Origin of the sequence: Bacillus sp. FSL P2-0069 (assembly GCF_038593315.1) — a bacterium.
GTDB classification, from domain to species: domain Bacteria; phylum Bacillota; class Bacilli; order Bacillales; family Bacillaceae; genus Bacillus; species Bacillus safensis.
The window spans coordinates 2,277,197-2,298,601 of sequence record NZ_CP151984.1 but is presented as its reverse complement, the minus strand read 5'-3'; the positions used below and the strand labels follow the sequence as shown (position 1 = coordinate 2,298,601).

Sequence of the window (21,405 nt, the reverse complement as noted above, 5' to 3'; positions counted from 1 at the left end):
TCAACATTTACTTTTAACAGAGCCTTTTTCTCTTCAAAAAAATTGATTAGCAAGAATACACGAAGCATCATATTTTATTTTTTCGTATTTAAATTTTTTAAGCATTAATGCAGAATACAATACTTATATGCAAATCGCTTTGCCATCATTTCCTGCAGTACTCTAAATAGTGGAGCATAATAAATTGATTTCCTTCATGCCTTAGTTCATGACCAAAATCTTGCCATTGTTCTTGAGGGCTAAGGCGGCAGCTATTATCAAAAGAAATGCAGAGTGACAGTAGCTTAGCGCCGAAATAAAAAACAGACCTCATGAGGTCTGTTTTTGTTAGAAGTTAGGAAAATTCATTTTCACTTCCCCTTCTCCCGCTTTCGTTTCTCCTTCTCCGCCCGGTAAAACTCATGAAACATCTTCATAAGCGCGCGCTTCTCAATACGAGACACATAGCTACGCGATATCCCAAGCTCTTTGGCTATTTCCCGCTGCGTTTTTTCTTTTTTTAAATCAAGGCCGAACCGGCCGACGATCACTTCTTTTTCTCGGCCGTCGAGAATATCGATATACTCCTTTACTTTTTCTAGCTCCATGTTGAGCTGAATGGTATCGATCACATCTTCATTTTCGGATTTTAAGACATCAATTAATGAAATTTCGTTGCCTTCTTTATCCTGACCGATGGGGTCATGCAAGGAGACATCCTTTTTTGTTTTTTTGAGCGCGCGTAAGTGCATGAGAATTTCATTTTCAATACACCGCGCCGCATACGTTGCCAGCTTTGTTCCTTTTCCAGAGGAATAGCTTTCGATGGCTTTAATGAGTCCGATCGTCCCGATGGAGATGAGGTCTTCAGCGTCTTCCCCGGTATTTTCAAATTTCTTTACAATATGGGCGACGAGCCGAAGGTTATGTTCAATCAGCATGTTTCTTGCGTGTTCATCGCCCTGTGCCATGAGGGCTAAGTATTTTTTTTCATCATCTCCCGAAAGGGGCTGTGGAAAGGCATTGTTTTTGACATAGGACACTAAAAACACCAATTCTTTGACCATCAATCCCATCGCTGTAAATACTCCTGCCACGATTTTCACCTCCACCATGTTTAGGCCGCTGCCTATATCCTCAAATGTATGTGAAGGAGGGATTGTCTGTGTCTGTACGATGAAAAAATCATCTTTTTCAAAAAAATCGTGCTTCTGTTCGTCTCTTTTTTATGTTTGCGGTTTCTTTGCGGTGCTTGGCGGTCAAGAAGCGTGCTAAAATATGTAATATTAGACCGAAAAGGAAGGGGTAATTTCGGAACATGGGGAAGGTTCTATCTTCACATGTAGGTATGAAAATTAATGAATGGTATCGAATGATACGGCAGTTCAGTGTTCCAGATGCGGAAATCTTGAAAGCGGAAGTTGAAGCGGAAATTGAACAGATGGAAGAGGACCAGCATTTACTGATTTATTATCAGCTCATGTGTTTTCGGCACCAAATCATGCTTGACTATATACACCCTTCAAAATATCAACCTTTCTCAGTATCTAATCTAGTCGATAAAATCGAAAATTCCAACCATGAGTTATCTGATATGCTGCATTATTACCATGCATTTTTTCGTGGCATGCATGAATTTAGTCAAAAAGAATATTTAGAAGCCGTCAAATATTATCGAGTCGCAGAAAAGCAGCTGTCTATGGTATTTGATGATATTGAGCAGGCAGAGTTTCATTTTAAAGTGGCAGAAGCCTACTATATAATGAAACAAACACATGTCTCCATGCACCATATTTTAAAGGCGCTGGAAATATACGATCAGCATGATGCGTATACCATTCGCATCATTCAATGTCTCTTTGTCATCTCAGGAAATTATCAAGATTTAAAACGAAAAGACCGGGCACTGCCTCATTTAAAAAAGGCAAAACAGCTCGCATCTCAAATTGATCACCCGCGCATATACAGTTCAGCGCTCTATAATTTAGGAAAATGTTATGGCGAGCTTGGCTATAGAGAGGAAGCGGAACGATATTTAACGGAATCCGCTGATCTTGCCCGCAAAGAGCTGCTCCCAACGCTTCCGCATACGCTCTATACGCTGGCGAAGCTGCTTTTTAGACAGAATGAACAGGCGGATGCCCTGCGCATATTAGAAGCTGGGAAATTGGCCGCAAAGAAGCATGAAGACCAGCTGTTCTGTCATATGTTTGAGTATCTGGATGCTTTATATGTTCAGGAAATCAATGAAGACCAACTACAAAAAACCATTGATTATTTGGAAAAACTTAGCCTATACTCTTATATAGAGGATATCTCACTAGAAATTGCGACAGCCTTAGAAGCCTCTCAACAATACAAAAAGTCCAACCAGTATTATCAGAAATTATTATGGGCTCAAAATCAAATCCAAGAAGGAGAGTGTCTGTATGAATTCTAAGCAACGTTCGACAGTTGAAGAGAGAAACCAAACGTGAAACAAAGAGCGGGCCAATATGGCCGGCTTTTTTTATTTGAAAAAGAAGCCGGATATCACCATGAAGCTTGCATGAATTGATGAGAAAGCGGGCAATTTATCGGTAATGATGTTCGGTGGAGGAGGCGGTCGAATGAGAGGGCTGCATATCTTGATGTGTATATGGCTGCTATGTGCTATTATTCCTAATAAAATAGAGGCACGTACATTAAAACGAGTGGATCTTGAAAAAACGGGACGTGCCTTTTGGGATGTGAGAGCGGAACGGAAAAAGATTGCGATCACCTTTGATGATGGACCTCATCCAGTGTATACAAATCAAATATTGGATGTGCTGAAGGAGCATCAAGTGAATGCAAGCTTTTTTGTGATAGGGAGCCGAATTCATACATATCCAATGATCGCAGAACGGATTGTGGACGAAGGGAATGAACTCGGCAATCATACGATGAATCATACGTATTTTGACCTTTTGTCGTCAAAGGAGATCAAGCGGGAATTAAAAGAATCAGCGGCTCATATCGCTTCACTCCAGCCTGGCGGTCCCTTATTATTTCGCCCTCCTGGTGGACGCTTAACAATGAAATCATTCCGCATTCTATCAAAGCAAGGGTACGATGTGGTCATGTGGTCCTTTACGCAAGATCCGAAGGACTGGTCAAGACCAGGCGCACGTAAAATTGCAAGCCGAATCATTGATCATATTCAAGGCGGCGATATCATCCTTTTACATGATGGCGGAGGAAATCGCAAGCAAACGGTAGAAGCATTGAAACAAGTGATTCCTGAGTTGAAGAAGAGGGGCTATGAATTTGTAAAAGTAAGTGAACTGCTGCACCATGATAAAGCATATATGCCTGTTCAGCTGCAATAGACAGCATTCGTCAAAAACATTCATTCATTGAAACCAAAAGTCTTGTCGTTTACTATATGAAGAGGGCTTTTGGAGGTGAATGTTGTGAAGAAATATGTTTTCCTTTTCATCCTATTATGTGTTGCTGCTGGATGCTCAAAGCCAGTACAAGAAAGCGTCATTGCATTTGGTGACAGCAATACAAGAGGATCAAACTGGGACTTTCGAGATTATCCAACATCTGAAAAATGGGTGAATCTCATGAAAAACGTCGAGCGCGGCCAAATTCAAGTGAAGAATGCAGGCATTGGCGGGCAGACGACTGAAGACGCGAAACTTCGCTTTGAGCAGGATATTTTAAAACAGAAACCAACTTACGTCCTCATCATGTTCGGTACGAATGATGCGGCGATTTTAGACGGGAAACATCCCCGAGTGACGAAAAAACGGTTTAAAGAAAATTTAACCTACTTCATTTCTGAAAGTAGAAAAGAAGGCATTACCCCGATTCTCATGACCTGTGTGCCTGTTGTAGAAGGCGGGAAAAAGGGCTTGTATTATTACTCCAGATATAAGTCATCTTATTTTGCCGGGAGAGGCGGGGCAAGAGCCTGGCAAAACTCTTATAATGATATCACAAGAGAAGTAGCGAAGGATGAGCAGGTGCCGCTTGTCGACAACTGGAAAGCTTTCATCCGAGAAGCTGGAGAAGATAGTGATCATGCCCTGATTCAGTCTGGCTTGATCGACCCTTCTGGCAATCATATGACACCAAAAGGGGCGAGAATTATTTATAACGAAATCAAAGAGCGTGACGTCATCAAACATTTTTAAATGATGGCCATCTGCCTAAACAAGACCATCCATCCAGCATAGTCTAACAGTATATCTTCCTAGAAGGAGGTAACTGATATGTGGGGATGTCCTTATCCTTACCCTGCGTGTTCGCCTTATCCAGCACAAGGAGCAGGAATCGGTTACGCTTTTCTTGTTGTGTTCCTTGTGGTCATTTTAGTCGTAGGCGGAGGGTTATGGTTTTGGAATGAACAGCCTTGCAATTAAGACACCTCTTCTTTCATCAGAAGGGGTGTTTTTTACGGAAAATAGTAGTAAGCCTATAGCGCAAGTGATATAATATCAGTCACCTGAGTTTAAAAAAGGAGAGTGCTCGGGAGGCATGGTTCCTGTGATATGGAATTAAGAGGAAACAGAGAGCATATGCCCGAGCGAACGTCTTTTCATTTCTGTCTCAATTAATTCAATGAAGTCGCGATTTAAGTTCATTTCATTTGCTTTATAATACGATTCTATAAGTAAATCATCTGACAGCTTTTTCATACTAGAAACCCATATGATGGGAAAAACACCTCCCCTGAAAAAGTTGGCATAAAATTTGAGGAAAAGACATATCATCATAGGTTGATCGACTGTCTTTGAAGTACCTTTAATCTACCATGAATGGGAAACAAGAACAATCGTTCTGTTATCCACATGGTTAAGTGGATAACTTGTGGGTAGAGTGTTTATAATTGAATGAAAGCGTGATGAAATATAGGTGGATAATGTGTGTAAAATTATCCACACCTGTTGAAGGTCCTCGTCATATGTCGAAAACTTTTTCATTGTATTCGATAGACAGACAAATTGTGATTTGATTCGACACAATCGCTGAAAACCAATGGAAGAAAGGGTGCAAATTGTGCTAAAGAAGTATTTCTTACCGGATGAATTTGTGAAAAGTATTTTCCACATTTCACCGCAAAAATTAAAAGAACGAAATGTAAAAGGAATTATTACCGATCTAGATAACACACTAGTAGAATGGGACCGTCCAAGTGCGACACCGCGCTTAATTGAATGGTTTCAAGAAATGAAAGATCACGGGATACAAGTGACGATTGTATCGAACAATAATGAAAAAAGGGTCAAGCTTTTTTCTGAACCGGTTCATATCCCGTTTATTTATAAAGCGAGAAAGCCTATGGGAAGAGCCTTTAATAAGGCAGTCGCTGATATGCAGTTGAAAAAAGAAGATGTGGTTGTCATTGGGGATCAGCTCATGACAGATGTTCTTGGCGGGAATCGTCATGGCTTCCATACGATTTTGGTCGTTCCTGTTGCTGCCTCGGACGGATTTTTCACAAAGTTTAACAGGCAGATTGAACGCAGAATTTTAGGAGCCTTAAAGCGTAAGGGCCACATTCAGTGGGAGGAAGAGTAATAATGGAAAAGGTTGTTTGTATTGGCTGCGGTGTAGCCATTCAGACGGAAGATAAAGATCAATTAGGATATGCGCCGGCAGCATCTCTATTGAAAGAAGATGTGATCTGTCAGCGCTGTTTTAGGTTAAAGAACTACAATGAGATTCAAGATGTTTCTTTAACAGAAGACGACTTTTTAAATATATTGCACAGCATTGGAGAGACAAATTCTCTCATTGTGAAGGTCGTTGATATTTTTGACTTTAACGGAAGCTGGATCAACGGGCTGAGCCGTATTGTCGGCGGTAATCCGATTTTACTTGTCGGCAACAAAGTGGATATTTTACCGAAATCCGTGAAAAAAGATCGTCTGATTCATTGGATGGAACGGGAAGCAAAGGAAAACGGATTAAACCCTATCGATGTTTTCTTGATCAGTGCAAGCAGAGGCCAGGGTGTGCCTGAGGTGATGGAAGCGATCGATCATTACCGCGAGGGAAGAAATGTCTATGTCGTCGGCTGTACGAATGTTGGAAAATCAACATTTATCAATCGAATCATCAAAGAAGTATCTGGCGAAGAGAACGTCATTACTACATCCCAATATCCAGGTACTACACTTGATGCGATTGAAATCCCGCTTGATGACGGGTCTGCTTTATTCGATACGCCGGGCATCATCAACCGCCATCAAATGGCGCACTATGTCAGCAAAAATGACTTAAAGATTTTAACGCCGAAAAAAGAATTGAAACCGAGAACGTTCCAATTAAACGAAGCACAAACGCTTTATTTTGGCGGACTGGCTCGATTTGATTACGTAAAAGGCGGCAGAACATCATTTGTCTGCTATATGCCAAATGAGCTGAACATTCACCGGACAAAGCTGGAGAACGCAGATGATTTATATGAAAAACATGCAGGGGAACTGCTGTCACCGCCATCAAAAGAGGGAATGGAAGATTTCCCGCCGCTCGTTCCGCATACTTTTACCATTGATCAGCCAAAAATGGACATCGTCTTTTCAGGTTTAGGCTGGGTTACTGCAAATGATGCGGGCAAGCAAGTCAAAGTTTATGCGCCAAAAGGCGTTCATGTGTTTATGAGACGTTCGTTAATTTAAATGTTAAAAGGGGGAGAGACCTTGAAACCTTTATACGGAGTAATCGGTAACCCTGTTGGCCACTCAATGTCTCCGGATATTCATAATGCAGCACTAAAGGACGCTGGAATTGATGGACATTATCATGGCTTTCAAGTAGAAAATGATGACCTGAAAGATGCGATTAGCGGCATGAAGGCATTAGGAATCAGCGGCATTAACGTCACTGTTCCGCACAAGGTAGAAATCATGAAGTACCTTGACAAAATTGATGTGACGGCTGAACGCCTCGGTGCCGTCAATACGGTGCGGCTCGAAGGGGATCAGCTCGTTGGATACAATACAGATGGAGAAGGCTTTCTTCATTCATTGCTTGAAGCCTTGGATCAGCCGTTATCAGAGCTGTCATTTCTCTTGATTGGTGCTGGCGGAGCGGCAAGAGCGATTTATACGACAATTGCTCAGTATGCACCGAAGAGCTTTGATATTACGAACCGCACCATTGAAAAAGCTGAAGCTTTAATTGAAAGTGCAGAGGGAAAAATCACATCTCAAGCAATCACATTAAATGCAGCAGAAGAGCGGCTTGGGGAATATGATGTCATCATCCATACGACCTCGATCGGCATGTATCCGAATGTTGAAGAAACCCCGATTTCTTTAGCGAACGCAAAAAAAACAGCGGTCGTTTGTGATATTGTGTATAATCCAATAGAAACAAAACTGCTCAGTGAAGCAGCAGGTTTAGGCTTGAAAACAGTGGATGGGGTTGGCATGTTTGTTGGACAAGCAGTAAGAGCCTTTGAACTGTGGACAGGCATTACGCCTGATGCCGGAAAAATGAAGTCAATTGTCATAGAGAAATTAGGAGGAACACCATGTTAAAAGGTAAGCAAAAACGTTTTTTACGTGCACAAGCACATCATTTATCACCTATTTTTCAAGTTGGAAAAGGCGGGGTAAATGACAATATGGTCAAGCAAATTTCCGAGGCGCTTGAAGCAAGAGAACTGTTAAAGGTCAGCGTATTGCAAAATTGCGACGAGGACAAAACGGAAGTTGCGAAAGCACTTGTCAAAGGTGCAAAGGCTGAACTCGTTCAAACGATCGGAAATGTGATTGTCCTTTACAAAGAATCTAAGGAAAATAAACAAATTAAGCTGCCGTAAAGGTGGATACGATATGAAAAAAATAGGGTTGTTCGGCGGTACGTTTGATCCTCCCCATAACGGGCATTTGCTGATGGCAAGTGAAGTGCGAATTCAAGTGGGGCTTGATGAAATTTGGTTTATCCCAAACCATATGCCTCCTCATAAAACTGGACGGAAACGAGCAGATAGTCATCACCGGATAAAAATGGTGGAGGCGGCGATTCAATCAAATCCATATTTTCGGCTCGAGCTCATTGAAATGGAGCGGGAGGGTCCGTCTTATACGGTAGATACAGTCGATCTGTTAAAGAAGCGTCATCCAGAAGATCAGTTCTTTTTTATGATAGGAGCGGACATGGTCGAGTATTTGCCAAAATGGCACCGGATCGATGATTTGCTTCAAATGATCACCTTTATTGGGATGAAAAGGCCGGGTTACGTTGGAAGTACGGGATATCCTCTTTTGTTTGCAGATGTTCCAGCTTTTGATGTATCATCGACATTGATTAGGCAGCGAATAGAGCAGGGGAACCCTGTCGATTATTTGATTCCGAAAGCTGTTGAGCGTTATATAAAGGAGCATCATTTATATGAATCGTGAAGAAGCATTGAACTGTGTCAAAGAGCAGTTAACAGAGCATAGATATACACATACACTCGGAGTCATGGAGACAGCCATTTCATTAGCGGAACGGTTCGGTGCAGATGTGAAAAAAGCAGAGATCGCCGCTATTTTTCATGATTATGCGAAATTTAGGCCAAAAGAAGAAATGAAGGGGATTATCCAAAAAGAACAGATGAACCCTTTATTGCTTGAATATTCGCCCGAGCTTTGGCACGCCCCGGTTGGTGCCTATTTGGTCAAAAAAGAAGCTGGAATTGACGATCAAGATGTGTTAACAGCTATTGAATTTCATACTTCCGGCAGACCAGACATGACTTTACTTGAAAAAGTCATTTATGTCGCAGATTATATTGAACCAGGACGTCATTTCCCTGGTGTCGAAGAAGTAAGGGAGTTAGCAGAAAATGATCTAGATCGTGCACTGATCCAATCATTAAAAAACACCATCAGTTTTCTAATGAAAAAGAATCAGCCAGTCTTTCCAGATACGCTTGCTACTTACAACTCGCTTGTGCATAAGAACAACTAAGGAGGAATTTTGGATGGATTCATCATCAATTTTAAACGTCGCAGCAGGAGCATGCGATGATAAACGGGCTGAGGATATTATTGCCCTTAATATGCAAGGAATCTCACTTGTTGCAGATTATTTTCTCATTTGTCACGGGAATTCTGATAAACAAGTGCAAGCCATTGCAAGAGAAGTAAAACATCTTGCAGAGGAAAGCGGAATCGAAGTGAAGAAGATGGAAGGCTTTGATGAAGCAAGATGGGTATTGATTGACCTAGGTGATGTCATTGCCCATGTGTTCCACAAAGAAGAAAGAGGATACTACAATCTAGAAAAGCTATGGGGAGATGCGCCGAGAGAAACGCTTTCACTTGGCATTAACTCATGATTTATCAAGGGTTTGCAGGTGTGTATGACGAGCTCATGACACATGCACCTTATGATGAATGGGTTCAGTGGATCCAGCAGTATATGAAGCCGAATGCTGCCATCATCGATGTAGGCTGTGGAACTGGAGAGATTTCTCTTCGATTAGCTGAAAAGGGCCACAAGGTCACAGGAATTGACCTCAGTGAAGAAATGCTGGCCTTTGCGCAGCAAAAAGCGCAGGCGAAAAAGCAGTCGATTCAATTTTTACATCAAGATATGAGAGAGGTTACGGGCTTTGAACAAGCCTTCCAGGCAGCCGTTATTTGCTGTGATTCCTTGAATTACTTAAAAAACGAAAATGACGTCAAAAAAACCTTTAAAAACATGTTTCAGCTTTTAGAGGCAGATGGGGTTTTACTTTTTGATGTTCATACGCCTTATAAAATGGAAGAGGTATTCCCAGGTTCGACTTATGCAGATCAAGATGAAGAGATCAGCTATATTTGGCAGAGTGATAAAGGGGATGACATGTATTCGGTCATACATGATTTAAGCTTTTTTGTAAAAGACGGAGACATGTATCAGCGTTATGATGAGACACATGAACAGCGCACATTTCCATTTGAAGTATATGCAGCGTTCCTTGAGTCCGCTGGCTTTGAACAAATAGAAGTGACTGCTGATTTTACAAATGAAGCCCCCGGTGAATTCGCCGAAAGATATTTCATCTCAGCTAAGAAACCAAAAACCATCGTTTAATAGAACGATGGTTTTTTAAAACCCTTTTTTCGCTTATTGCAAAGGTGATTAATTTCTGCGATCATCAGTGAACACACTTGGCGGATATTGATGCGCAACTGCTTCTAGATCTTCATCGAATTTTTTATGGGTATTTTGAAAGAGAAGGTGAAACATATCTTGCACACCTGCTTCAAGTGCTTTAATGCCTTCACCAGTGACGCCGCCTTTCACACATACTTTGTCTTGCAGTGTCGGAAGGGTATAGACTCTTTTTTCAATCAAACGGCCAAGACCAACAAGCATATCCTCTGATAAGGTGGTGGCTTCTTCTTTAGAAATATCCGTTTCTTCTACGGCTGCTTCAATCATTTTCTGAACGAGAAAACTGATAAAAGCAGGTCCGCAGCTGACAATATCGGAAGCCGCTCTTGTAATTGAATGATGGATCTCGATAGGTGTTGAAATGCACGAAGCTAACTGTCTTAACGCAGTTTTTGTCCCGGCATTGCATGATGAACCAAAAGTTAAAAGTGATGCGCCTGATAAAGCGCGGTTTGTAATGCTTGGAATCAGCCTGGCTGTTTGACAAGGAACGATATCCTGAAGCTGTTCAGGATGAACCGGACTTGTAATGATGACAACGGTTTGCTGCTCCGTTAAAAGAGGGCTCAGCTCTTTTAAAAGTGGATAAATATCAAGTGGTTTGACACAAACAAAAATGAAATCTTTATTCGTGACAGCCCCTGAAAGCTGTTTCGTTACTTCAAGCTCTGGATGGTTCTTTTTTATATTGAACGCTTTTTCAATGGTTCGGTTTGTAATGGTGATCGATGAGGGATTGACTGCCTTTGATTCAATAAATGCCTCAGTAAGTATGGTACCCATGTTTCCTGTACCGATTAACCCTATATTCAAACGTTCTCCCTCCTTAGACGCATAGGATCTGTTATCTTCTAAACAGTATGTTGAGCAGTAGAAAAATATGATTGAAAGAAGCGTGAGTAAGTGAAACGATTCATTTCATTAAAAAAATACAGTCTTTATATCGCCGCTGGACTCATAGTCGTGATCATCTTCAGTTTCTTCTTTTTCACTGGAAGAGGAGAGGGCAGCAAAGAGCCAAGTGTATTGAAGGAAAATAAAGACATACAAGTCACATTAGAAGACAAACAAGAAAAGACAGAAAAAGAGCCATCGACGATTTTTGTAGAGGTCAAAGGAGCTGTAAGGAAGCCAGGTGTTTATACGTTTCAATCTGATGCTCGGGTAGAGGAAGCGATTCAAAGGGCAGGAGGCTTTACCAGCAAAGCAGACTCGATTGAAATCAACCAAGCAGCTAAATTAGAGGATAGTATGATGATTTATGTTCGGAAGCAGGGGGAAGCGGAAAGAGAGACGCAAACAGCATCAGCTGACGCATCAACGGGCGTTGAAAAGAGTGAGGGTGTGAATGTCAATCAGGCCGATGCAGCCGAATTGCAAACCATTAACGGCATAGGACCAGCTAAAGCCGAAGCTATCATTACGTATAGAGAGGAACACGGAGAATTTCAACAAATTGAAGACTTGCGGAACATTTCAGGTTTTGGGGAAAAGACGATTGAACGGCTGAAAAGTCAATTGACCGTGAAGTAGAATTGACGTTAGAGAAGAAAGGCATGTACACTTAATATCAACCATCATTCTGGAGGGATCAGCTCGTGGAAAGAATTTCATGGAATCAATATTTTATGGCACAAAGCCATTTGCTTGCTTTACGAAGCACCTGTGAGCGGTTAGCTGTTGGGGCGACCATCGTAAGGGACAAGCGCATCATAGCAGGGGGGTACAATGGCTCCATTGCCGGTGATGTGCATTGTGCGGATGTAGGGTGCTATGTCATTGATCATCACTGTGTTCGCACCATCCATGCGGAAATGAATGCTATTTTACAATGTGCCAAATTTGGTGCACCTACAGCTGATGCTGAAATATATGTCACACATTTTCCTTGTTTACAGTGCTGTAAAGCCATCATTCAAGCGGGCATACGAACAGTGTACTATGCAAAGGATTATAAAAATCATCCATATGCCATTGATTTATTCGAGCAGGCGGGTGTTCAAACAGAGCAAGTTGAATTAGATGAAATGATCATCGACTTAAAAAATCAAGAAAAATTGGCCTTTGTTGCAGATTTAATTGGGAAGCTGAGTGAATCAGGACTTAGCGAAACAGAAATTCGCGATATGCATGAGAAGGCGAATCAATTATTTACTTCCTATGTTTAAATATTTGCCGTTTGGGGCAATTTCAGCAGCTGTTGGAATTGCTCTGGCTGCATATCATCTTCATATGTATTTCCTTCTCTTTCTTCTCATCATATTACTTCTCAGCCTACTGAAAAAAATGCCTCAGCTCTTTTTAATGGTCAGCCTATGCGGTGCTGTCTATATACTCATTTTTATGATTCATGAGTCTCTTGAAACAGATCAACCCGTACTAGAAAAATTCCTATCTGGTTCCGTTGTGATTGAAAGTATTCCGAAAACAGATGGCAATCGTTTTTCAGCGACTGTTTCAACAGCACATGAACAACTAGCCACTTTTTATACAATTCAAACAGAGCGTGAAAAAGAGGCATTAAAAGAGATAGAACCTGGTATGAGCTGTCACATGACAGGTGATGTTCGTCCAGCAAAGCACGCAACCATTCCTAACGGGTTTCAATACGATCAATTTTTAAAATCAAAAGGCATTGACGCCATTTTTCTGCCACAGTCGATCAAAAACTGTACAAAAAAAGACAGTTCTCCCTATTATCTTCAAGTGATAAGGCAAAAGGGTTTGAAATTTTTAGAAGATCATGTGCCTAAACACTCTGTTGGCATTGTACAGGCACTTATTTTTGGTGATCGTGAGTTGATAGACCCTGACACATTAAGAGATTATCAAATGCTTGGCATTATTCATTTACTAGCGATCTCAGGATTGCATGTACAAACGCTTCTTGCGTGTTTATTTTGGTGCCTCCTTCGTGCGGGCGTGACAAGAGAGACAGCACGTATTCTTCTATTATGCTTTCTTCCTATTTATGCTTGTTTGACAGGTGCTGCACCATCTGTTTTAAGAGCTTGTCTCATGGCAGGAATCTATTTAGTGATGACTAGTCTACCAAAAGAAATGAAACAGCCTTCTGCTGTGGTATTAAGTGCAACGTTTTTACTCTTACTAGCAATTCATCCTCTTTATTTATTTGATATTGGATTTCAGCTTTCATTCGTGGTCACGTTTTTTATTTTGTTATCGACTAGGATTTTATCAAAAGCAAAAAGTTCAGTCATGCAATTATTCCTGATTTCCTTTATTGCACAGCTTGCTTCACTTCCTGTTCTTTTATATCATTTTCATCAATTCTCTTTACTGAGCGTACCTTTGAACATGATATTTGTTCCTTTATATACGACGGTCGTTATGCCGCTATCCTTACTCTTTTTTATTCTCACTACCATTTATCTTCCGCTTGGACAAACATTGTTTCAGTTGCTTGATTCGGTGATTCAGCTTAGTCATCAATTGTCAGCCTATATGGCTGTTTTTGATGAATTCAACTTGATTTTTATGAAGTCTGCTTGGTGGCATATTCTTCTTGAGGTGAGCGCCTTAATTGTTCTGTTATTTGTGATGGAGTGCAAAACTTCTGTGAAATCCTATGCACTGCCGATCCTTTTTCTTATTGGTGTCTTGAGTACACACTATTTCACCCCGAATTTTTTCGAAAAAGGGGAAGTGACGATGCTGGATGTAGGACAGGGGGATAGTTTGTTTATTCAGCTGCCCTATCGAAAAGGGCACTTGCTTGTGGATACAGGAGGCAGACTTTCTTTTGAAGAAGAACCGTGGAAAAAAAGACGGAAAGTGTCTACGATCGGTGATCAAACGCTGATCCCGTTTCTGCACTCTAAAGGTATAGCGAAACTAGATGTCCTTATTCTTACACATGCGGATCAAGACCATATGGGAGAAGCAGCTCGTTTAATCAAACGAAATAAAGTAAAGCGGCTGGCTATTCCGAAAGGCTTTGCACGGAGTCCAGAGGATGCGGAGCTGTTAAAAGAAGCAGCTGATCAAGGGATCATGATTGATGAATTAGAGAGAGGAGATCAGCTTCAGATTGGAGAGCAAATATTTAAGGTCCTTCATCCATCGGGTGATCTTGTAACAACTAAGAATAATGATTCACTCGTTTTGACATTTACTCTAGGCGGGAAGCGGTTTATGCTCACTGGAGATCTTGAACAAGAAGGGGAGCGAGACATGATAGAAGCCTTTCCTCATCTGCGGGCAGATATCTTAAAGGTTGGACATCACGGGAGTAAAGGGTCAACAAGCGAAGAATGGCTTCAGCATCTCAAGCCCTCACATGCACTCATTTCAGCAGGTGAACGCAATCGTTATCAGCATCCACATCAGGAAGTATTGAAAAAATTAAAGGATCAACAAATGAAAGTGTATCGGACAGATATCGATGGGAGCGTGACGTATGAATTTCTCGATGAGCAAGGAACGTTTTACACTCATCCTCCATATGATATCTTACAAAATCAATAAAAAAACTGCCAAAACGGCAGTCATGTAACCTTCATGAAGTTAAGATCCAACGAGGTGTATAATGGTTGCCAAAATAAACATTGAGGCGAAAAATCCGAATGTGACGATAAAACCAACGGCTGAGTCGGTCACATCATTCCGCTTGCTTTGAACATTTTTTTCAAATTCATTCATTTTCATCCCTCCTGGCTAATTTTAGTATACTTGAACTCATTTGGAATTGCTAGAAGGTAAAGTAACCGTTTTCCATTTTATGATCATTTTATGAATATCGTCTGACAGCAGGCTGACCCGGGAGCTTGCGCCGGACGTTTACTATAAATGAGGAGGCGGCACTTTCAGCTTCCTCTTTACTAATGTCTTCACACACTTTAGGATAGAGGAGGAAGTGAAAGAGAGGGAGTCAATTGATGGTCTTTGATGTATGGAATAATTTAAAACGAGGGGATATCCATCCCGTTTATTGCTTATATGGGAAAGAAACATATTTACTGCAAGAAACCGCTGCTAAATTGAGACAAGCTGTAGTAGAGGAAGAAACGAAGGATTTTAATTACTCCGTCTTCGATATGGAAGAAGTGCCGCTTGAACAGGCTGTGACGGATGCAGAAACATTTCCGTTTATGGGAGAAAGACGTCTCGTCGTGATCAAGAATCCTTATTTTCTTACTGCTGAAAAGAAAAAGGAAAAGATTGAGCATGAGCTTTCTGTATTAGAAGCTTATTTAGAAAAGCCAGCGCCCTATACCATTCTCGTGTTATTGGCACCATATGAAAAGCTGGATGAGCGTAAGAAAATCACCAAATTGCTAAAAAAGAAAGCTGCTGTCGTTGAGGCGAAAGAGTTAAACCCAAAAGAAACAACTGATTTCACCATCACACTGGTGAAGACAGAAGGAAAGACGATTACATCCGAAGCGGCTGAGCAGCTTGTGATGCTATGCGGCGGAAGTCTCTCCTCTCTATTCCAAGAGGTTCGAAAGCTAAGTACATATATTGGAGAGCGGGAAGAAATTGAGTTAGCAGATGTCAATCAGCTCGTTGCAAGAAGCTTAGAGCAAAATATTTTCGAGCTGATTAATCAAATCGTAAACAGACGCCGCTCTGAGGCCATGCAGATGTTTTATGACCTGCTGAAGCAAAATGAGGAACCCATTAAAATATTAGCACTCATTTCAACTCAATTTCGATTGATTTTGCAGACGAAGTACTTCGCTCAGCAAGGATATGGACAAAAACAAATTGCTTCAAATCTAAAAGTCCATCCGTTTCGGGTCAAACTTGCGATGGATCAGGCAAGACTGTTTTCAGAAGAAGAGCTCAAGCAGATCGTCAAAGAGCTTTCAACGATTGATTATGAAATGAAAACCGGTAAAAAGGACAAGCAGCTGCTGTTAGAATTGTTCCTGCTTCGTTTGTTAGGCGCTTGAACATAAAAAAACGACCTTCTAAAAAGAGGGTCGTTTTTGTTTAGATGTATAATTGCCAGTCTGTCCTTAAGGCTCGGCCGGTCAGGACGGACGTACAGTTAAACAGGTGCCTCATCACTGAGGCGTTGCAAGCATTATGCAGAAAGTCCGTTTACTTGTTTAGCAAGTCTTGATTTGTAACGCGCAGCTGCGTTTTTGTGTACAAGACCAGTTTTAACGGCTTTGTCAATGCGTTTTGCAGCAGAAGCAAGAGCAGCTTTTGCTTGCTCAGCATCGTTGTTAGCTACAGAAACTTCAACTTGTTTAATCGCAGTACGCATCGCAGACTTGATTGTTACGTTATGTGCACGGCGTTCGTTATTCGTTTTTGTACGTTTGATCGCTGATTTAATATTTGGCATGTGTTTCACCTCCTAAGATACAACCTAAACACAATTGTCTTAAGGTTAAATCTTCACAATAGAACAAATTGTATTCTATCAAACACACCTTTAGAATGCAATATAAATGTAAAGTATTTTTCATTGATGACGTACTCGAATGTTTCTTTCAAGAGATGGAAAGACTACTGTTAATTACTTGGTGGAAGGAGTCTTTTTATGGAGAAACAGAAACTTGATTTAAGCGTTTATCAAATCCGGACAGACCTCGCTGTTGAAACAAAAGAGATACTAGAACAAGAGAACGATCCGAATGTCGTCAAAAAGGACGGGATCCAAGGGATTGTCGAAAAGGAAAAAGAAGAGCAAGGCATCCGCATACGTACTGTGGAAATCACGAAAGAAGGGGAGGAGCTGACCGGCAAAAAGGCAGGGACATACTTGACGTTTGAGGCACAAGGCATTCGGGAGAAAGACTCTGAGATGCAAGAAAAAGTCGTTGAAGTCTTTGCCCATCATTTTGCTCAGTTTTTAAAAGACCGAGGCATTCAGGCTGATGCAAGCTGCCTTGTAGTAGGGCTGGGAAACTGGAATGTTACGCCAGATGCACTAGGTCCTCTCACAGTTGAAAACCTGCTTGTAACCCGCCATCTCTTTGAATTGCAGCCGGAAAATGTTCAGGAAGGCTATCGCCCGGTTTCTTCTTTGTCACCTGGTGTGATGGGACTGACCGGTATTGAAACAAGTGACATTATCCAAGGCGTGATCGAGCGGTCTAAGCCTGATTTTGTCATCGCGGTCGATGCCCTTGCTGCTCGTGCGGTGGAACGAGTGAATACAACCATTCAAATTTCTGATACAGGTATCCATCCCGGCTCTGGTGTAGGGAATAAGCGAAAAGAATTAAGCAAAGAAACATTGGGAATTCCAGTGATTGCGATTGGCGTTCCGACAGTGGTGGATGCAGTAACCATTGCAAGTGACACAATTGATTATGTCTTAAAGCATTTTGGTAGAGAACTAAAAGATGATAGACCATCCCGCTCTCTTGTGCCGGCTGGTTTGACATTCGGGAAGAAAAAAGTACTTAACGAAGAAGACTTGCCAGATGAAGAAACGCGTCAGTCATTCTTAGGCATCGTAGGCACCCTTCCTGAAGAAGAAAAAAGGCAGCTGATCCACGAAGTGCTTGCGCCCCTGGGACAAAATTTAATGGTCACGCCTAAGGAAGTCGATACATTCATTGATGATATGGCAAACGTACTTGCCAACGGATTAAACACAGCGCTTCATCAAAAAATCACTCAAGATAATATGGGTTCATATAATCATTAATCGGTTCTACTTTCTCTAGCTCGCTCATAGTGTAATTACTAGAAAGCGTGCTGGAGGGAGTAAATCATGAAAAAAAGACCCCGCCGTCCTCGACAGTTGGTCGTTGCGATTAATGGAACGAAAGTAGTAAAAAGCATCTTCTTATTTATTGCCTCTCTTGTTGTGGTGTTTGTGATGTCAGGGGCTTTGACCTCTTTAAAACCCGAGCTGAGGCCACAAGCCTCGTTATATGGTGTAGCAGATGAGCTCTCTGGCGCATTTTTTGCCACATTAATGGGCATGGAAAACCAATATTTCGCCTCAGCAGTTCCAGAAGATCAAAAAGGATTTCATTTCTCTGGGCTGTCACTGAAGCTTGCAACCAGTATTAATTTAGAAGACCCGCGCAGTTTCCTAGGAAGAGAGCTCCCAGGCTTTGAACATTTTGATACAAAAATCATCTTAGCGGGTGAAGGAACAGACTATACCAATATGCCAATGGAATCGCCGCCGCCTAGTGAAGTGATCCAAGATGAAAAAGAAGCAAATTTGGCTGAGCTGGACAAGCTCGATGATGATACGCCGAAAAAGCCTGCCAAAGAACCGGACCGGTCAACAGGAAAACGAAAAGCTGTGTACATTTACCACACACATAATACGGAATCATATTTACCATTTTTAAAAGGAGAAACGAATCCAAATAATGCACGGCACTCAAAAGTGAATGTCACCCTTGTTGGCGACATGTTTGGAAAGGCGCTTGATCAGCAAGGAATCGGCAATACAGTCGACAAAACGGAAATTGAGAAAAGACTCGTGAAAAAAGGATTAAAATATCCGCAGTCTTATAATGAATCAAGATTGGTCGTGAAAGAAGCCTTAGCGAAAAATGATGACCTCGATTATTTAATTGATATTCACCGGGACTCAAGAAGAAAGAAAGATACGACTGTCGAAATCAAAGGGAAAAAATATGCGAGAATTGCGTTTGTTGTTGGGAAGAAGAATCAAAGCTATGAGAAAAACTTAAAGCTTGCGACAGAGTTCCACCATTTGATGGAGAAAAAATATAAAGGTCTTAGTGTCGGTGTGTTTGCCAAAGGAGAAATTGGCGATAATGGAATCTATAATCAAGATTTATCCGACAAAGCCCTTCTTTTAGAATTTGGCGGAGTAGATAATAATATGGAAGAATTAAGAAATGCATCCAATGCGGCAGCTGATGTATTCAGCGACATTTTCTGGGACGCGGAAAAGGTGGACGGCAAAGCAAAGGATGAGAAAAAACGCTCTTAAGGTGGTGACGGGGATGGGCTCATTTATTGGAAAAACCATTATTTTAGGATTGGTCTTGCTGTTTGGTGTCTTTTTAGGAATGCAGCAAGCGAATAATGGCATGCTGCAAATGAAGGGCTACCATGATCCGCAATTAAAAGGAGCTTTCTCCATTCAAATGAACGACGATGAAGAAAAGGAAGCTTCTATCTTAGGAACTGCTGTTACAGAAAAGGATCTTGCCGAAAAACAAAAACAGCTGGAGGAAATAGAGGGCTTTAATGCCTTTTCCAAAGCAGGAAAAGCCCTGTCTGATGGCATGACACATGCAGCCCGTTCTCTTTATGATTGGGTGAATGGGAAATAAACGAATTTCATGAGATATCACCCTTTTAATCAAAGCCGCTGACTGATAAGCGGCTTTTCTTGATTTCGATTGAATCTTTACAGCCCTATTGATATAATCTAACCTAGCGCAACCCGCGTTTTATAGTAGGAGTGATAGATTGTGACAGATAAAGAAAAACGATTAGAGCGGCAATCAAGAATTCGAAATTTCTCCATTATCGCCCATATTGACCATGGGAAATCCACATTGGCAGACCGTATTTTGGAAAAAACAGCGGCGATTACTCAACGGGAAATGAAAGAACAATTGCTTGATTCCATGGATTTAGAGCGTGAACGCGGCATAACGATTAAATTAAACTCTGTCCAGCTGAAGTATAAGGCGAAGGATGGGGAAGAATATATCATGCACCTGATTGATACTCCAGGGCATGTCGACTTCACCTATGAGGTATCTCGAAGCCTAGCTGCCTGTGAGGGTGCGATTCTTGTAGTAGATGCAGCACAAGGAATTGAAGCACAGACACTTGCGAACGTTTATTTAGCTCTTGATAACAACTTAGAAATTCTTCCGATTATCAACAAAATCGATCTGCCAAGTGCAGAGCCTGAGCGTGTAAGAGAAGAAATTGAAGATGTCATCGGGTTGGATGCGTCTGAAGCTGTTCTCACCTCTGCTAAGGCGGGTATTGGAATCGAGGATATTTTAGAACAAATCGTTGAAAAGGTGCCGGCTCCCGCTGGAGATCCAGAAGCACCACTTCAAGCCCTTATTTTTGATTCTCTTTACGATGCGTATCGCGGCGTTATTGCGTACATACGAATTGTCGAAGGAACCGTCAGACCTGGTCAGAAAATTAAAATGATGGCGACGGGGAAAGAATTTGAAGTACTTGAAGTTGGCGTTTTCACACCAAAAGCCATGCCAACAGACGAACTCACCGTTGGAGATGTTGGCTACTTAACCGCTGCGATTAAAAATGTCGGTGATACACGTGTAGGGGATACGATCACAAGCGCGGAAAACCCTGCGAAAGAAGCACTTCCAGGATACAGAAAGCTAAACCCAATGGTATACTGCGGACTTTATCCAATTGATACAGCGAAATACAACGACTTACGTGAAGCGTTAGAAAAGCTTGAATTAAATGATTCTTCACTTCAATATGAGGCAGAGACATCCCAAGCACTTGGCTTCGGTTTCCGCTGCGGCTTCCTTGGAATGCTTCATATGGAAATCATCCAGGAACGGATTGAACGTGAATTTAAAATTGATCTGATTACGACAGCGCCAAGTGTTATTTATGATGTATATATGACAGATGGAGAAAAAATTGTCGTAGATAACCCGTCCAATCTGCCTGATCCGCAAAAGATTGAGCGAATTGAAGAACCGTATGTAAAAGCAACAATGATGGTGCCGAATGACTATGTAGGCTCTGTGATGGAGCTTTGCCAAGGAAAGCGCGGGAATTTCATTGATATGCAGTATCTTGATGCGAACCGCGTGAGCATTGTGTACGAAATTCCTTTGGCAGAGATCGTATACGAATTCTTTGATCAGCTAAAGTCCAACACAAAAGGCTATGCGTCCTTTGATTATGAGCTGATTGGCTATCGTCCTTCGACGCTGGTGAAGATGGATATCATGCTGAATGGCGAAAAAATCGATGCCCTTTCCTTTATTGTTCACCGCGATTATGCATATGAACGAGGCAAGATCATCGTAGAAAAGCTAAAAGAACTGATTCCACGCCAGCACTTTGAAGTGCCGGTTCAAGCAGCAATCGGTCAAAAAATCGTTGCACGTTCCACCATTAAAGCGATGCGTAAAAACGTACTTGCTAAATGTTATGGTGGAGACATTTCCCGGAAAAGAAAGCTTCTTGAGAAGCAAAAAGAAGGGAAAAAGCGCATGAAGCAAGTGGGCTCTGTTGAAGTCCCACAAGAAGCATTTATGGCTGTGCTGAAGATGGACGACAGCACACCAAAAAAATAACATCCTCAAGGCTACCTGCTTTACAATGTCTGCCTTGACGTTTATAGTCGATAACAAACAA

The 21,405-nt window shown here is 41.6% G+C and carries 25 protein-coding genes; 20 read left to right on the top strand and 5 right to left on the bottom strand.

What is annotated here, in order from left to right:
• Nucleotides 1-350: 350 nt before the first annotated feature.
• The gene (sigK, locus tag NSQ34_RS11740; RefSeq protein ID WP_034738387.1) at nucleotides 351-1,079 is read right to left on the bottom strand and encodes an RNA polymerase sporulation sigma factor SigK; all 729 of its coding nucleotides are present in this window, start codon (nucleotides 1,077-1,079) and stop codon (nucleotides 351-353) included.
• Between the two features lie 218 nt (nucleotides 1,080-1,297).
• Between sigK and NSQ34_RS11735 the strand changes: the two genes are divergently transcribed.
• The 4 genes from NSQ34_RS11735 (at nucleotide 1,298) to NSQ34_RS11720 (ending at nucleotide 4,370) form a co-directional block, all read left to right on the top strand.
• Nucleotides 1,298-2,419: a tetratricopeptide repeat protein gene (locus NSQ34_RS11735; protein ID WP_041086294.1), complete on the top strand. Its 1,122-nt coding sequence runs from the start codon at nucleotides 1,298-1,300 to the stop codon at nucleotides 2,417-2,419.
• A 169-nt stretch (nucleotides 2,420-2,588) separates the two neighbouring features.
• Nucleotides 2,589-3,329, top strand: coding sequence for a polysaccharide deacetylase family protein (locus NSQ34_RS11730; RefSeq protein WP_076840440.1), 741 nt, complete (start codon nucleotides 2,589-2,591; stop codon nucleotides 3,327-3,329).
• Nucleotides 3,330-3,413: 84 nt separating this feature from the next.
• Entirely contained in the window at nucleotides 3,414-4,142 is a 729-nt protein-coding gene (locus tag NSQ34_RS11725) for a GDSL-type esterase/lipase family protein (protein ID WP_024423053.1), read from the top strand.
• Between the two features lie 78 nt (nucleotides 4,143-4,220).
• Complete coding sequence (locus NSQ34_RS11720; protein WP_162842499.1) at nucleotides 4,221-4,370, top strand: hypothetical protein; 150 nt, start codon at nucleotides 4,221-4,223, stop codon at nucleotides 4,368-4,370.
• Between the two features lie 135 nt (nucleotides 4,371-4,505).
• On the opposite strand, the gene NSQ34_RS11715 is transcribed toward NSQ34_RS11720, so the two are convergent.
• The gene (locus NSQ34_RS11715; protein WP_003217327.1) at nucleotides 4,506-4,646 is read right to left on the bottom strand and encodes a sporulation histidine kinase inhibitor Sda; all 141 of its coding nucleotides are present in this window, start codon (nucleotides 4,644-4,646) and stop codon (nucleotides 4,506-4,508) included.
• Between the two features lie 361 nt (nucleotides 4,647-5,007).
• On the opposite strand from NSQ34_RS11715, the gene NSQ34_RS11710 reads away from it, so the two are divergent.
• From NSQ34_RS11710 to NSQ34_RS11675, 8 genes are read left to right on the top strand one after another with little or no spacing between them, the layout of a single operon-like run.
• Nucleotides 5,008-5,529, top strand: coding sequence for a YqeG family HAD IIIA-type phosphatase (locus tag NSQ34_RS11710; RefSeq protein WP_008356191.1), 522 nt, complete (start codon nucleotides 5,008-5,010; stop codon nucleotides 5,527-5,529).
• A gap of 2 nt (nucleotides 5,530-5,531) precedes the next feature.
• Nucleotides 5,532-6,632 carry a ribosome biogenesis GTPase YqeH gene (yqeH, locus tag NSQ34_RS11705; RefSeq protein ID WP_176966975.1) on the top strand — a complete coding sequence of 367 codons (1,101 nt, stop codon included), beginning with the start codon at nucleotides 5,532-5,534 and terminating at the stop codon, nucleotides 6,630-6,632.
• A 21-nt stretch (nucleotides 6,633-6,653) separates the two neighbouring features.
• Nucleotides 6,654-7,496, top strand: a complete 843-nt coding sequence (aroE, locus tag NSQ34_RS11700; protein ID WP_076840442.1) for a shikimate dehydrogenase — start codon at nucleotides 6,654-6,656, stop codon at nucleotides 7,494-7,496.
• Entirely contained in the window at nucleotides 7,490-7,780 is a 291-nt protein-coding gene (gene yhbY / locus NSQ34_RS11695) for a ribosome assembly RNA-binding protein YhbY (RefSeq protein WP_008342507.1), read from the top strand. Before aroE ends, yhbY begins: the two co-directional genes overlap by 7 nt.
• A gap of 13 nt (nucleotides 7,781-7,793) precedes the next feature.
• Nucleotides 7,794-8,363, top strand: coding sequence for a nicotinate-nucleotide adenylyltransferase (locus NSQ34_RS11690; RefSeq protein ID WP_197203007.1), 570 nt, complete (start codon nucleotides 7,794-7,796; stop codon nucleotides 8,361-8,363).
• Nucleotides 8,353-8,916, top strand: a complete 564-nt coding sequence (gene yqeK, locus NSQ34_RS11685; protein WP_087975784.1) for a bis(5'-nucleosyl)-tetraphosphatase (symmetrical) YqeK — start codon at nucleotides 8,353-8,355, stop codon at nucleotides 8,914-8,916. The genes NSQ34_RS11690 and yqeK overlap by 11 nt, the downstream gene beginning before the upstream one ends.
• Before the next feature lie 13 nt (nucleotides 8,917-8,929).
• On the top strand, nucleotides 8,930-9,286 hold the full coding sequence (gene rsfS / locus NSQ34_RS11680; protein WP_003217467.1) for a ribosome silencing factor: 357 nt from the start codon (nucleotides 8,930-8,932) through the stop codon (nucleotides 9,284-9,286).
• A complete protein-coding gene (locus NSQ34_RS11675; protein WP_268456481.1) occupies nucleotides 9,283-10,026 on the top strand; it encodes a class I SAM-dependent methyltransferase in 744 nt (247 codons plus the stop codon). Before rsfS ends, NSQ34_RS11675 begins: the two co-directional genes overlap by 4 nt.
• A 48-nt stretch (nucleotides 10,027-10,074) precedes the next feature.
• Here the strand turns inward: NSQ34_RS11675 and comER are convergent, their stop codons facing one another.
• Nucleotides 10,075-10,923 carry a late competence protein ComER gene (gene comER, locus NSQ34_RS11670; RefSeq protein ID WP_268456480.1) on the bottom strand — a complete coding sequence of 283 codons (849 nt, stop codon included), beginning with the start codon at nucleotides 10,921-10,923 and terminating at the stop codon, nucleotides 10,075-10,077.
• A gap of 90 nt (nucleotides 10,924-11,013) precedes the next feature.
• Here comER and NSQ34_RS11665 point away from each other — a divergent pair, with 90 nt between their 5' ends.
• The 3 genes from NSQ34_RS11665 (at nucleotide 11,014) to NSQ34_RS11655 (ending at nucleotide 14,598) form a co-directional block, all read left to right on the top strand.
• On the top strand, nucleotides 11,014-11,643 hold the full coding sequence (locus tag NSQ34_RS11665; RefSeq protein WP_087975787.1) for a helix-hairpin-helix domain-containing protein: 630 nt from the start codon (nucleotides 11,014-11,016) through the stop codon (nucleotides 11,641-11,643).
• Between the two features lie 65 nt (nucleotides 11,644-11,708).
• A complete protein-coding gene (locus tag NSQ34_RS11660; RefSeq protein WP_024423045.1) occupies nucleotides 11,709-12,278 on the top strand; it encodes a ComE operon protein 2 in 570 nt (189 codons plus the stop codon).
• Nucleotides 12,271-14,598 carry a DNA internalization-related competence protein ComEC/Rec2 gene (locus NSQ34_RS11655; protein ID WP_342501086.1) on the top strand — a complete coding sequence of 776 codons (2,328 nt, stop codon included), beginning with the start codon at nucleotides 12,271-12,273 and terminating at the stop codon, nucleotides 14,596-14,598. The genes NSQ34_RS11660 and NSQ34_RS11655 overlap by 8 nt, the downstream gene beginning before the upstream one ends.
• A gap of 39 nt (nucleotides 14,599-14,637) precedes the next feature.
• On the opposite strand, the gene NSQ34_RS11650 is transcribed toward NSQ34_RS11655, so the two are convergent.
• Nucleotides 14,638-14,772, bottom strand: coding sequence for a YqzM family protein (locus NSQ34_RS11650; protein WP_012010638.1), 135 nt, complete (start codon nucleotides 14,770-14,772; stop codon nucleotides 14,638-14,640).
• A gap of 236 nt (nucleotides 14,773-15,008) precedes the next feature.
• Between NSQ34_RS11650 and holA the strand changes: the two genes are divergently transcribed.
• Nucleotides 15,009-16,028, top strand: coding sequence for a DNA polymerase III subunit delta (gene holA / locus NSQ34_RS11645; RefSeq protein WP_034280095.1), 1,020 nt, complete (start codon nucleotides 15,009-15,011; stop codon nucleotides 16,026-16,028).
• Between the two features lie 134 nt (nucleotides 16,029-16,162).
• Here holA and rpsT read toward each other — a convergent pair whose 3' ends face one another.
• The gene (rpsT, locus tag NSQ34_RS11640) at nucleotides 16,163-16,429 is read right to left on the bottom strand and encodes a 30S ribosomal protein S20 (protein ID WP_024423042.1); all 267 of its coding nucleotides are present in this window, start codon (nucleotides 16,427-16,429) and stop codon (nucleotides 16,163-16,165) included.
• A gap of 198 nt (nucleotides 16,430-16,627) precedes the next feature.
• On the opposite strand from rpsT, the gene gpr reads away from it, so the two are divergent.
• From gpr to lepA, 4 genes are all read left to right on the top strand, one after another.
• Entirely contained in the window at nucleotides 16,628-17,743 is a 1,116-nt protein-coding gene (gene gpr, locus NSQ34_RS11635) for a GPR endopeptidase (RefSeq protein WP_024423041.1), read from the top strand.
• 66 nt (nucleotides 17,744-17,809) lie between these two features.
• Nucleotides 17,810-19,018: a stage II sporulation protein P gene (locus tag NSQ34_RS11630; protein WP_025092944.1), complete on the top strand. Its 1,209-nt coding sequence runs from the start codon at nucleotides 17,810-17,812 to the stop codon at nucleotides 19,016-19,018.
• A 13-nt stretch (nucleotides 19,019-19,031) separates the two neighbouring features.
• Nucleotides 19,032-19,364, top strand: a complete 333-nt coding sequence (locus NSQ34_RS11625; protein WP_024427951.1) for a YqxA family protein — start codon at nucleotides 19,032-19,034, stop codon at nucleotides 19,362-19,364.
• 141 nt (nucleotides 19,365-19,505) lie between these two features.
• Entirely contained in the window at nucleotides 19,506-21,344 is a 1,839-nt protein-coding gene (lepA, locus tag NSQ34_RS11620; protein ID WP_024423038.1) for a translation elongation factor 4, read from the top strand.
• Nucleotides 21,345-21,405 lie beyond the last annotated feature (61 nt).